Below are 13,321 nucleotides of genomic sequence, written 5' to 3' on the forward strand. Positions count from 1 at the left end.
CAACGCCGCAGATCGCCTTCGTGCAACAGTCTCAAGTCTTAAAGTTTTAGTACATTGCACGGCGATACTCAAGTAGTATCGTCTGGAGAAATTATTATTCGCAATTTGAGGGCATATAGCCTGACAGATATTTATTATTTAGATATAAGAAACATGAGACAATCTACTTTTCCCTTATCCCTACTATTGGCCATTGTATTGGCATCATCATTTACCCTATTTGCACAAGAAACCAACCAAAAGAATGGGCAAAGACCTTTGGTCATCTTAGGGCGTGAGGCGGAGCGTTGTGAGACGCTTTTAGAACAGCTACGTGCTGCGACTGATGCTGTTGACTTTCAATCCTTACCAGTGATTGAAACCGAAGCCGAGGACTTTGTCATCCCCTCTGTTGGAGATAGGAAACCAGTATTCCTATTTACCTCTCCTCGGGGAGTAGAGTATTTCTTTGCTAAGCAGTCCTTGCCCAAAGATGCCTTTGTAGTGGCTCTTGGTATAGGAACTCAGCGGACAATAGAGGCTCATGGCGCCGAGTGCCACCTAGTAAGTAGTATAGAGACCACTAAGGGAATGGCTGAGGAGCTAGCTAATTATTTTGGAAGCTTAGATAGACCCATCACTGACTTTCACTTTATCCAGCCCACCTGTGACATCGCAGGTCGAGGAATTCAGAAGCGTCTTGAATCCTTAGGAGCCATCTTTACACGCGTGGAGAGCTATCGTGTGATTCCTCACCCCCAGCTTAGAGAGGAGCTCTCTCAGTTAACTGAGGCTCCCCGATTGGTCCTATTCTACAGTCCAAGCGGGGTACGTGCTTGGAAAGAGTCCTCAGAGTTGCTACCTGCTGCAGCAAGCATAGGTCCTGTCACCTCTAAAGTACTCAAGGAAAATGGGTTTGAGGTGATCTGCGAGTCGCCCACACCTCACGAGGAGGATTTAGTCGCTACGGTATTGCGTGCCTTGTCTCTCATCTCTGCTAACAGAGGCTACAATTGATTAATTAGTGCTTAAGATATATAAGAGAATAATTAGTCAAAAAGATGCACCGGCTAACTTGGGTTTAGTGCTATAAGTTAGTCGGTGCTTATTTTGCTTTTAAAAGATATAATTACAAATTTAGAAGCTTTTTCTTTTGTGCGTTGAATTCTTCTTCTGTAAGAATGCCATCAGATTTCAATTGAGCAAGTTTAGCAAGCTCTTCAGCCACTCCAGAGTGAATATTGACAGGTTTTTGTTCTACTTGCAGCATAGCTGATATCTCTTTTTGTTTGGCCTTGTCAATGATAACAGATAGTATATCTCTTGCACTATTTGCATTTTGCAGGTACCTCTTATACATCGTACTATCTGCTGATTCCTTTGTCTTTAGCACCCGCTTAGAATCATTGAAATCTAATACATAACTGGTTCTTTGTGTGTTACGAAGAAGGATTTTAACTTGCATTGTCTTAATCTCCATTGTTTTCTTTGAAGAGCCAGATAGTCCTCCAACAACAGTTCCTGCGCCACCCATTAGCATGCCACCAACAGCTGCTCCGCCAACAGTGCGCATTGCTGACTTGGAATATAGCTCAGCACCATTCTCTTCATAACTCACTTCGATGATGTCTGAATAGCAGAACTTTTCAAAATATGACGGAGTTACTATAACTAAAACATTGAAGAAGTCATCAGCAATGAAAAGGTAATTTCCAATTCCATTATCACTTACGTAGGACTTATTGCCTATTTTATTTGGAAGAATCTTGCTATCTACATAATTGCTTATGGATGAAACCTTGCCTTTTCTAACAATTGCTAGCAAACCGTGACTTTCATCTATAAGAGTATAAATAGGTGCTTTAGTGAGATTTGGGCTAGTGGATATGGTTATTAGATTGCTTGCAATCTTCGGTTCAATACTACTTTTTACTTCTATATCTTTATTATTATCTTTACTTGCTACGTCAGTAATACAAATGACAGGAGTCATATCTTCATAGGATCCAGTAAGCAATTTACGATTTTTTTTATCATAAATGCAGAAATATGGATCTCTTTGGCGACAAAGCTCTTTACTTCCAAATTCAAAATCATTAATAAATTGCTTGTTAATTCCCTCCGTCATAACTCGCATTATCATGACTTGTTTTTTTGAAGCGTCGAAATAGAATTTGCAGCGATCATTGCCAAAACTAACAGAACGATCAAAATCGCTATTTTCCATCTCATCTTTTTCTATCATTTTAAGTCGCTTTTTCTTGTTCTTTGACTTTATAGCAAAGCTAATTGTGCCACCAACTATTGCACATATAAAAATGCCACCAAAAATCCAAAGAAGAACCATGATATCGTCTCCTTCAAAAGAGCCACCTGCAAGTATTGCGAATATAAGCAACACGCAAAAAGATAGAATGAATTTAATTTTCATAAGCTGTTATATATGATGAACTTTAGTGATAAAAACATGAATATAGCACCTGTATAGCATAATAAATCTAGTGGGTCATAAACCCCTGGGACTAAATTAAACGCTTGTAAGATCTCGGAACATATTGCAATAATAGGCAATATCCAAAGAAAAAAACAATAAGAAAATGTATTCTCTTTATTCCATATCGTATCAGTCAAGAGCATGTACGAAAGCAACCACAATCCATTAGGCAAACAGTTTTTTACCCAATCCAATACATGGTACCCTTTTCCTATGCTCCTTATATAATTGATTGGATTTGTTATACCAAGCTTATCAAAACAAGTAAACATAAGCAGAGATTGTGGCCTAAAGATTATATAGATTATACAGCCTACCCCTAGTAATACAAATGAAAGTAATGCGCGAAAGAATCTTGAGGTCAAGAAGTTCATGGGTACATTGCGGTCTTTCATTTTTGGAGTGAGCTTCAACTTAGCAGCAAATTCTAATAGGTCAATATCTTTTTCTGTTAATGTTTCTTTTATTACGTTCATATAGTCACTAAGACATAATATGCTTTCCGCAAACCTACATATTTTTTTACAATGAACAAGGACTTGTTTCTCTATTCTTCTCTTGAAACTTATAATTTAATAAGGCTATGTTTTTAGGAGTTATACACCTATGCCGTTGTGTGTTCTTTGCTCATTATTATACTAAAAATAGCACTAAACTTGTCAAATGAAAAAGGCGAGAAGTCGATTGACTTCTCGCCTTTGCTGTCGCGCAGGGACTCGAACCCCGAATTAAAGGACCAGAATCTTTTGTGTTACCATTACACCACGCGACAGTGTCAGTGGTATCTCTACCCTTTCGATGGCAAAGATACCACAAAAATATTAATTAGCCAATGATTGATTTATGAATTTCATCTCATTGTCTACGAAATCAAGTTGTATCGCCTTATCCTTTCGGATTTTCTCCTCTAAGACTGCAATAGATAGCGGGTTCATCACCTCTTTTTGGATCACTCTCTTTACTGGTCGAGCACCATATTGTGGGTCAAAACCAAGCTCCGCAATGTGCTCTACCGCCCTATCGGTATAGGTGAGCGTGATGCCATTATCGGCAAGTGACGTAATCACCCTATCCAGCTGTATACGTACCACCTCGGCTATCTGCTCCTTATTCAATGGGTGGAATACAATGGTCTCATCAATACGATTGAGAAACTCTGGCCTTATTCGCTCCTTTAGGAGTGACAATACCTGTTTCTCCGTCGTCTCTTCTATTTCGTGGGCATTATCTGCGGTCAACTTCTCAAAGTTGTGCTGGATAATATCCGAACCCATATTAGAGGTCATGATGATGATGGTATTCTTAAAGTTGACGGTGCGACCTTTATTGTCCGTAAGTCGTCCATCGTCAAGCACCTGCAATAGCACATTGAAGACATCGGGGTGAGCCTTTTCAATCTCATCAAAAAGCACGACTGAGTAGGGTTTACGCCTAATCGCTTCGGTGAGCTGTCCACCCTCTTCATAGCCTACGTATCCTGGAGGTGCTCCTACCAGACGTGAGGCGGAGTGCTTCTCTTGGTACTCACTCATATCAATACGCGTCATCATATCCTGATCATCGAATAGAAACTCTGCCAGTGCCCTTGCTACCTCCGTTTTACCTACACCTGTGGTACCGAGGAATAGGAAAGAACCGATAGGCTTCTGTGCATCTTGCAATCCTGCACGGCTTCGCCTTACCGCATTAGCAATTGCTTCAATCGCTTCATCCTGTCCTACTACTCTCTTGTGCATCTCCTCCTCTAGGTGTAGTAGCTTGGTACGCTCCGAAGTCATCATCTTGGAGACCGGGATATTGGTCCACTTAGAGACTACCTCTGCGATATCCTCAGCATCAACGACCTCCTTGATGAGGGCTGAATCGCCTTGAATCTCGTGGAGTTTTTGCTCCGCTGTATCAATACCCTTTTGGAGCTCCTGAATCTCACCATATCTGATCATCGCTACACGCTCGTAATTTCCATCACGCTCAGCTTGCTCAGCCTCGAATTTGAGGTCCTCTATCTTCGCTTTATTCTGCTGGATAGTTTCCATTTGGTTCTTTTCACGCTCCCACTTACTGGTAAGGGTCGATTGCTCCTCCCTGAGAGTGGCTATCTCCTTATCAAGTTGCGACACCTTATCGGTATTGCCCTCCATCTTGATCGCCTCGCGCTCAATCTCTAGTTGTTTGATCTTACGAAGGCACTCATCGAGCTCCTCGGGGAGTGAATCCACTTGCATCCTTAGTCGAGCTGCTGCTTCATCCATAAGGTCAATTGCCTTATCGGGTAAGAATCGATCCGTAATGTATCTACTAGATAGTCTCACAGCTGCGATGATGGCGTCGTCGAGGATACGCACTTTGTGGTGATTTTCGTACCTTTCCTTTAGTCCACGCAATATGCTGATGGTAGAGAGCTCATCTGGTTCGTCCACAGTGACTATCTGGAAACGTCGCTCTAGTGCCTTATCCTTTTCAAAATACTTACGATATTCATCAAGAGTGGTTGCACCGATCGTGCGGATCTCACCTCTCGACAATGCAGGCTTCAGGATATTGGCAGCATCCATAGCTCCTTCACCGCCACCGGCACCTACTAGTGTGTGGATCTCATCGATGAATAAGATCACCTCGCCCTCCGACTTTTTAACTTCATTCACGACGCTCTTCAAGCGCTCCTCAAACTCACCCTTGTACTTAGCTCCTGCCACCAGAGCACCCATATCGAGCGAAAATATCTGCTTGCTCTTAAGGTTCTCTGGTACATCACCACGCACGATACGCCTTGCCAACCCTTCGGCAATAGCGGTCTTTCCTACTCCTGGTTCACCTATTAGGATAGGATTATTTTTAGTTCGCCTACTCAATATCTGCAACACACGGCGGATCTCATCATCACGCCCTATAACTGGGTCAAGCTTGCCACTCCTCGCTTGTTCGCAAAGGTTGATGGCATACTGACCAAGTGCGTCGTAGGTATTGTCGGCACTAGGGTTATCTGCTTTTGCTCCGTTTCTTATATTCATAATGCTTTCCTTTAATCTCTTTTCATTTACCCCACTAGCTTTTAGTAATCGGCTAGCGGTATCCTCTTCTTGTAATAGTGCCAAAAGTAGGTGCTCTATAGCGACAAACTTATCGCCCATCTCACCAGATATCTTTTCAGCACTCTGTAGTAGTTTGACGGTATCGTTAGATAGATAGGGCTCGCCCCCTTCCACGCGTGGAAGCTTTTTCACGGCTTCCTCCGTAGAGGCACGCAACTGGCGTATATCACCACCAGCTTCGGGGATGCTCTTCTCTATCAAATGACCACCGCCATTGAGCAGTGCCTGTAGTAGGTGTAGTGGCTCAATCGCCTGCTGTCCTAACTCTTTGGCACTTTGTATTGTCGCTTGAATTATCTCTTGCGATTTAATTGTATATTTTTCCCAATTCATATATTCTTATGCTATTTGTTATCGTTTTTACATATAGTATTATACAAAATGCCAGCCAATGGTGGCTGGTGGACAATTTGTAATAGAGCTATGATACTATTGTCTGTAGGCTGTGACAAAAAAGAGAGTGGTAGGTCAATTCCTACCACTCTCGCTCAAAATTTGTCAGAGATGTAAGTCAGTATATCGTTACCAAATGACAATCTCATCGGTAAATAAGAACTTATCTTTGATAGGCAAGTGGTACTCTATCTTGAGGTAGCGTGCTGTGGTATTAGGGGTAAATCTAAAGGTCTCAAAGCGCAGGCGAGTATCTTTTGGGTCGGTCTGTGACATAACCCTATCCACCACTTCGTACTGCTTGCCATCCATAGAGGTAGAGAGCTCTACCCACTCTGGCATGTGTACCCATGGGTCAATATCGTGCATACACTTAGTGCTGACGGAATTAATCTCGGTTGGCTCGCCAAGGTCAATGACACCTATGGTACTCTGAGAAGCAACATTGCCGAGCCATCTGCCATCCATATAGGTGATACTGCCACGAAGTCCATCGAGTAGGGCGGTCTCTACACCACCCGCGGGATAGCCACCGCCGAGTGGGGTAAGCCATTTCACTGTGTGCCCAATACCCTTATGGTAGTCAAATCGCTGTGTTGTAGGCTTGCCAAGTAGCTTGCCATCTCTGAACACGCCTGCAACCAGTGTGGCACTATCACGGAGTGTGATGGTCTCACCTTCTGTGTAAGTAGGGTCTTCAGTAGTAGGTACTTGACCATCCGTCCGGTAGTGAATCTCGTAGGGATATAGCTCCGTAGTCATCTGCACCTCAAAGGCTCTCTTGTCATAGTCTATGGTATGTGAGATATTGAGGTAGGTAGAGAGTGGGTAGCTATTAATTCCTCTCTTTATTAGTTGAGGAACTTGGGTGTTGACCCTTTTTCGGAAGCTATCCCAGCTCTTGTACTCAGGATCTGTCCACGCCACCTCCGAGAGTGCTAGTATTCTAGGGAATAGCATATAGGCAGCATGGCTCTCATCCATCACATACTCGGTCCAAAGATTGGCTTGCACTCCATATATATAGGACTGCTCTTCTGGCGTCAGCTCCTTGGGGAGTGGGTCGTAGCTATATACCTTCTCCAATGGGAGATATCCACCAATCTGCTTCTTCTCTGATTGCGTTGGGTCTTCCTGATAGTAATCTAGATAGAGATGTGAATTGGGGGTCATAATCACTTTGTGCTTTGCTTTGGCTGCCTCGATGCCACCTGCTTCACCTCTCCAGCTCATCACAGTGGCATTAGGTGCCAAGCCACCTTCTAGAATTTCATCCCAGCCAATGATCTGCCGACCATTGTCATTTAGATACTCTTCCATGGCATGTATCATATGGCTTTGGAGCTGGTCAATATGCTTATAGCCCATCTCACGCATCAGCTTCTTGCAACGGCTACAAGTGCCCCATGCTTGTTTGCCTGCTTCGTCACCACCCATATGGATGTACTCGGAGGGGAATATATCCATGATCTCACTCAGAACTACTTCCAAGAAGGTGTAGCTCTCCTCATTACCTATGCAGAAGTCGCTCTCGTAGGGTAGAGCTTTACCACTACAACTAAGCTGTGGAAAAGCAGCAAGTACCTCTTCGCTGTGTCCAGGGATCTCGATTTCAGGGATCACTGTGATGCCACGCTCCGCTGCGTAAGCTACAATCTCCTTCGCCTCCTCTTGAGTATAGTAGCCACCATAGGCTCCAGGGGTATCCTTACTGCAGTAGCGACGATCCTTTTCGATCCACCACTTCTGCCAATCACTCTCGGTGCGATATGCGGTCTTCTCGGTAAGTTCGGGGTGATTCTTAATCTCTATTCTCCAACCGCCGGCATCTACAAGGTGCCAGTGAAAGTGATTGAATTTGTAGTATTGCATCTCATCAAGTAGTTGCTTGATGAAGTCTATACTCATATAATGGCGGCTGACATCAAGCATCACACCTCGGTAGTCCAATCGAGGAGCGTCTTGGATTTCCACCTCGGCAATTCCCTCATCTGTCACTAGCTGTCGGAGCGTTTGGATGGCATAGCCTACCGCCTCAGGGCTCCCTGCTGTAATGGTAACGCCATAGGTGAAGTTGCTCTCCAAGCGATAGGTGTTGCCCTCTAGTTGGTTGTCTATTGAAATAGCAACCGATGCCCCCTCATCATTGATGGTTAAGGCTAGGGTGGGGAGACCATGCTCTTGAAGTGTTGCATTGAGTTGCTCAGCTAGTAAGTCCCTATTTTCCACCTCCTTAGGTATGGATAGGGTGTTATGGTTGCCAAATGTGTAAGCTTTATTGCTGAGCCACTCTATCTGGTTGGGTAGGGGGATCAGAGCTGGTTGCTCTTCTAGCTCGTGGGTTGTCGCTTGATTACAAGCGGTGAAGCTCAGAAGAGACATCAATAGTCCAAGGTAAAGGAACCTAAAGGGTGTATTCATCTTTCTACCTCCTCTCCCTCTGTCTCAGTAAATCTAGTGATATACTCTTGAATGCCCTCGATGAGAGGTTCGTTATTTCTATCTCCAATGTAGCCACAGAGTCTCACTTCGTTTTCCTGAAGGTCGAGGTCATCTTCCCTGGTAGCTATTTTGATATCGTACTCCTCCCAAAGGAAAGTGGATAATTCGCTCACGGTGCCAACATTTAGTCTAATCATAAAGTAGGGAGTGGAGCCATAAATAACTTCAATACCGTAGATGCTATCCAGCTTTTCGGCAAGTTGCATTGAGTCCCTTAACCACTTGCGGATAGGGATGGTAAACTGCGCAGGGTGAAGTAGTATAAAACGGGTTGCTTCAAGTGCCAAGGAGCCTACACAGCGTGGGGTGTAATTCTGCTTGAAGTGCTTCATCTTATCGGCAGTTGAGACTGCATATCCTACCCGCATGCCTGGGATATTATAAGCTCTTGAAAAGGAGCTCACCACAATGAGGTTGGGGTATTTCTTTATATCGCTAGCTTTGATATTATCCTCCACCACGTAGCTAGCCATTGAGAGGTCTATCACTACATTGACCTCAGGGTGTTCACGGAGTAGTGAAAGTATGGCTCTGCGGCTAAAAAAGCGCCCATCGGGGTTGTTGGGGTTGCATATCCAAAGGTAATCAATCCCCGCGAGGTCTAGCTTGCCAAGATCTTTGACGTCGTGAGCTTCCTTGATGATGTGCTCGGCACGCTCAAGTGCATGGCGGAACTCCTGATTGGTAGGGGGTAAGATAAGTGAGGTAGCACCTTTTGAGATACTCGCCACTAAATGAAGTGCTCCGGTAGCGCCATCGGTGACAATTACTTGGTCCTCTTTTACCTCAAGGCGGCGAGAGAGCAATCGCACGATCGACTCCGCCTCGCGCTCGGGATACTCCTCCACAAGATGGATATTCTCTACTAAATGTTCCTTGAGATTGCCCAGCTCGGCACCTTTCCATGAAATAGAGCCAAAGTCGTATACCTGACTATCTCTCTTCTGTACTTCCTTATCTTTCTTCTGCATAATCCTTATTATATGTACTTATAACGATCTATCAATAAAATAACTTGGAACCTGACTATCCAATCACTTTACAAACTTAATCATTTTCCACCATATTAAGAGTTACTGCCCATTATCCAAGGCACCAAAGTAGGCGAAAAATGGGGGATAATTAATGTATTGTGGAAATAAATCGTAATTGATAGCGGTTTTCCTTGGTAGTCTACTTTTTTAAGTTTATCTTTGTACCTAGTAATTTTCACAACTAATACCTACTTTTAATTAACTCTGATTATGTGGTTAACAAAATCATCTATTGGTAGAAAGGTGGTGATGAGTGTGTCGGGTCTATTTTTGATCTTCTTCCTCCTATTTCATGGAACGATGAACTTGGTGGCAGTATTTTCAAAATCGGGCTATGACCTTATCACTGAGTTTCTAGGCACGAATGCTGTCGTGCAGTTTATGGTGCCAGTGCTGGCACTAGGTGTCATTATCCATATTGTGTATGCTTGTATTCTGACACTTCAGAATCGTAAGGCACGTGGTAATGACCGATATGATAAGACTGGCAGGAGCGATGTCCAATGGGCAGCGAAGAATATGTTCGTGCTTGGTCTGATCATCTTTATCGGCATTGCTTTACACCTAACTCACTTTTGGGATAAGATGCAGCTGAAGGAGTGGATGGGTCATGAGCCAGCGAATGGCTTTGAGCTGATCCAGTATTACTTCTCTAACATTTGGTATGTGGTCATGTACCTTGTTTGGTTTGTGGCTATTTGGTTCCACCTCACTCACGGTTTCTGGAGTTCATTCCAAACCCTAGGTTGGAGCAATGCTATCTGGTACAAGAGGCTTCATGTGATAGGTGTCGTTTTCGCTACCATCATCTGTCTTATGTTTGCATTCACTGCAATCGCTTTTTACCTACAGTCTATCGGCGTATGGCCTAGCGTAGGCAATATTTGGACGCTTGGGCAGCATGCCGCATTGTAAAATCTTTAGACATTAATAATAATATGATAAAGTTAGATGCCAAAATTCCAAAGGGTCCTTTAGCGGAAAAATGGAATACTTATAAGGCTAATCAGAAGCTGGTGAATCCGGCCAATAAGCGTAGATTGGATATCATAGTCGTAGGTACTGGGCTGGCAGGTGCGTCGGCAGCTGCTTCGTTGGCAGAGATGGGCTTCCATGTGGAGAACTTCTGTATTCAAGACTCCCCTCGCCGTGCACACTCTATCGCAGCTCAAGGTGGTATCAATGCAGCGAAGAACTATCAGAATGATGGTGACTCTGTGTACCGTCTATTCTATGATACAATTAAAGGTGGTGACTACCGTGCAAGAGAGGCCAATGTATATCGTCTAGCAGAGGTGTCCAATGCAATTATTGACCAATGTGTAGCGCAGGGTGTGCCTTTCGCTCGTGAGTATGGTGGTACATTGGCCAACCGTTCCTTTGGTGGTGCTCAGGTATCACGTACTTTCTATTCAAGAGGTATTACGGGTCAGCAACTATTGCTAGGAGCTTACTCAGCACTTTCCCGTATGGTGGGCCTAGGTAAGGTCAACCTCCATACTCGCCATGAGATGGTTAATCTAGTAATGGTGGATGGTCGTGCAAGAGGTATCATCGTTCGTGACTTGGTTACTGGAAAGCTAGAGCGCTTCTCTGCACACGCTGTGGTGATTGCAACTGGTGGTTATGGCAATACCTTCTTCCTTAGCTCCAATGCTATGGAGTGTAATGGTTCGGCCGCTTGGCAGTGCTACAAGAAGGGAGCCGCATTTGGTAATCCTTGTATGGCTCAAATTCACCCAACCTGTATCCCACAGCATGGTGACTTCCAAAGTAAGCTAACGCTGATGTCGGAGTCGCTACGTAATGATGGACGTATTTGGGTGCCTAAGAAGAAGGAGGATGCCGAGGCTATCCGTGCAGGTAAGCTACGACCAACTGAGATAAAGGAAGAAGATAGAGACTACTACCTGGAGCGTAGATATCCAGCCTTTGGTAACTTGGTGCCTCGTGATGTGGCATCGCGTGCTGCTAAGGAGCGTTGTGATGCTGGCTATGGCGTAGGGACTGGTAATGCAGTTTATCTAGACTTTGCTGAGCCTATCCAGCGTCTTGGGCTAAAGGTAGTTGAGGAGAGGTATGGTAACCTATTCCAGATGTATGAGAAGATCACTAATGATGATCCATACAAGACCCCTATGATGATCTTCCCAGCTATCCACTATACAATGGGTGGCCTATGGGTAGATTATGAGCTGCAGACCACTATTCCAGGCCTATTCGCGATTGGAGAGTCCAACTTCTCAGACCACGGTGCCAACCGTCTGGGTGCTTCTGCATTGATGCAGGGGCTAGCTGATGGTTACTTTGTACTTCCTTATACGATCCAAAATTACCTATCAGATCAGATTCAGGTGCCACGTTTCAGCACAGATCTACCAGAGTTTGATGCTGCTGAGAAGGAGGTGACTGACCGAATCCACAAGTTGATGAATATTAAGGGTAAGCAGTCTGTGGATGACCTTCACAAGAAGCTTGGTCACATCATGTGGGATTATGTAGGTATGGGTCGTGATGAGGCTGGGCTAAAGAAGGGCCTAGAGCTGATTGCTGAAGTGAAAAAGGAGTTCTGGTCCGATCTATTTATCCCTGGTCAGGCTATTGACCTCAATGTAGAGTTGGAGAAGGCACTTCGCCTTGCTGACTTCATTGAGATCGGTGAGCTAATGGCTCATGACGCTCTTGACCGTAAGGAGTCTTGCGGTGGTCACTTCCGCCTAGAGTACCAGACTGAGGAGGGTGAAGCTCTTCGTGACGATGAGAACTTCGCTTACGTTTCTTGCTGGGAGTACCAAGGTGAGGACAAAGCACCAGTGATGTATAAGGAACCTCTTGACTATGAGTTCGTAGTGAGAGCCCAGAGAAACTATAAGTCTTAATAACCCTTTCGTAAGATTAGACACAAAACTATGGATAAAGACATTAATATAAAGGTCAGAGTCTGGAGACAGAGGAGTGCTAAGGAGAAAGGGCACTTTGAGACCTACGAACTAAATAATGTATCTCAGGGTAGCTCCTTCTTGGAGATGCTTGATATATTGAATAACCAGCTGATTCACAAGGGTGAGGAGCCAGTGGTATTTGATCACGACTGCCGTGAGGGTATTTGTGGTATGTGCTCACTATATATTGATGGGCACCCACACGGACCTGACTCTCTTGTGACTACTTGTCAGCTGCATATGCGTAAGTTCAATGATGGTGATACCATTACTATTGAGCCATGGCGTTCTGCTGGATTCCCAGTGATTCGCGACTTGATGGTGGATAGAACTTCATTTGATAAGATCCAACAAGCTGGAGGATTTGTCAGCGTCAATACAGGTAGTGCTCCAGATGCCAATTCTATTCCAATTTCACACGACGTAGCAGAGATGGCGATTGATGCCGCCTCTTGTATTGGTTGTGGAGCTTGTGTAGCTGCATGTAAGAATGGTTCGGCTATGCTCTTCGTGAGTGCTAAGGTGAGCCAATTCGCATTGTTGCCACAGGGTCGTCCTGAGGCAGCTAGGCGTGCCAAGGCTATGGTGGCAAAGATGGATGAGCTGGGCTTTGGTAACTGTACCAACACCCGTGCGTGTGAGCTGGAGTGTCCAAAGGGCGTTTCGGTATCCAACATTGCTCGCCTCAATAGAGAGTTTATCAAGGCTAAGTTTAAGGATTGATCCTTGATATAGCCTTTATGATATTTGAAAGCCCCTCCGAGCGACTCTCGGAGGGGCTTTCAACGTTGAGGCTGTTGCACATTCAAGTTTAGACATTTTGGATTGACTTTTTGCTGATTTTTGTCTTATCTGGCTTGAGAAACTGCCTTGTTGTTTGATTAT

The 13,321-nt window shown here is 44.5% G+C and carries 8 protein-coding genes and 1 tRNA gene; 4 read left to right on the forward strand and 5 right to left on the reverse strand.

From position 1 onward, the window contains the following. Nucleotides 1–153 precede the first annotated feature (153 nt). A complete protein-coding gene (locus tag HMPREF3027_RS01515; protein WP_070706465.1) occupies nt 154–996 on the forward strand; it encodes a uroporphyrinogen-III synthase in 843 nt (280 codons plus the stop codon). A 112-nt stretch (nt 997–1,108) separates the two neighbouring features. Here the strand turns inward: HMPREF3027_RS01515 and HMPREF3027_RS01520 are convergent, their stop codons facing one another. The 5 genes from HMPREF3027_RS01520 to HMPREF3027_RS01545 all read right to left on the reverse strand — a co-directional run bounded on the left by HMPREF3027_RS01520 (nt 1,109) and on the right by HMPREF3027_RS01545 (nt 9,431). Continuing rightward, the gene (locus HMPREF3027_RS01520; protein WP_070706466.1) at nt 1,109–2,410 is read right to left on the reverse strand and encodes an SHOCT domain-containing protein; all 1,302 of its coding nucleotides are present in this window, start codon (nt 2,408–2,410) and stop codon (nt 1,109–1,111) included. Nucleotides 2,411–3,174: 764 nt separating this feature from the next. Next, nucleotides 3,175–3,245: transfer RNA gene (locus tag HMPREF3027_RS01530), tRNA-Gln, on the reverse strand. Nucleotides 3,246–3,294: 49 nt separating this feature from the next. After that, the gene (gene clpB / locus HMPREF3027_RS01535; protein WP_070706467.1) at nt 3,295–5,898 is read right to left on the reverse strand and encodes an ATP-dependent chaperone ClpB; all 2,604 of its coding nucleotides are present in this window, start codon (nt 5,896–5,898) and stop codon (nt 3,295–3,297) included. A gap of 189 nt (nt 5,899–6,087) precedes the next feature. Then, nucleotides 6,088–8,379 carry a family 20 glycosylhydrolase gene (locus HMPREF3027_RS01540; protein WP_070706468.1) on the reverse strand — a complete coding sequence of 764 codons (2,292 nt, stop codon included), beginning with the start codon at nt 8,377–8,379 and terminating at the stop codon, nt 6,088–6,090. After that, nucleotides 8,376–9,431: an aminotransferase class I/II-fold pyridoxal phosphate-dependent enzyme gene (locus HMPREF3027_RS01545; RefSeq protein ID WP_070706469.1), complete on the reverse strand. Its 1,056-nt coding sequence runs from the start codon at nt 9,429–9,431 to the stop codon at nt 8,376–8,378. The genes HMPREF3027_RS01540 and HMPREF3027_RS01545 overlap by 4 nt, the downstream gene beginning before the upstream one ends. Before the next feature lie 273 nt (nt 9,432–9,704). Between HMPREF3027_RS01545 and HMPREF3027_RS01550 the strand changes: the two genes are divergently transcribed. Genes HMPREF3027_RS01550 through HMPREF3027_RS01560 form a run of 3 tightly spaced genes read left to right on the forward strand, consistent with a single transcriptional unit; the run spans nt 9,705 to nt 13,159 of the window. Further along, nucleotides 9,705–10,409, forward strand: a complete 705-nt coding sequence (locus HMPREF3027_RS01550) for a succinate dehydrogenase cytochrome b subunit (RefSeq protein ID WP_070706470.1) — start codon at nt 9,705–9,707, stop codon at nt 10,407–10,409. 23 nt (nt 10,410–10,432) lie between these two features. Continuing rightward, nucleotides 10,433–12,373, forward strand: a complete 1,941-nt coding sequence (locus HMPREF3027_RS01555) for a fumarate reductase/succinate dehydrogenase flavoprotein subunit (RefSeq protein ID WP_021903628.1) — start codon at nt 10,433–10,435, stop codon at nt 12,371–12,373. Nucleotides 12,374–12,403: 30 nt separating this feature from the next. After that, nucleotides 12,404–13,159, forward strand: a complete 756-nt coding sequence (locus tag HMPREF3027_RS01560) for a succinate dehydrogenase/fumarate reductase iron-sulfur subunit (RefSeq protein WP_018028097.1) — start codon at nt 12,404–12,406, stop codon at nt 13,157–13,159. The last annotated feature ends 162 nt before the right edge of the window (nt 13,160–13,321 follow it).

Source organism: Porphyromonas sp. HMSC077F02 (genome assembly GCF_001815465.1).
Taxonomy (GTDB): domain Bacteria; phylum Bacteroidota; class Bacteroidia; order Bacteroidales; family Porphyromonadaceae; genus Porphyromonas_A; species Porphyromonas_A somerae.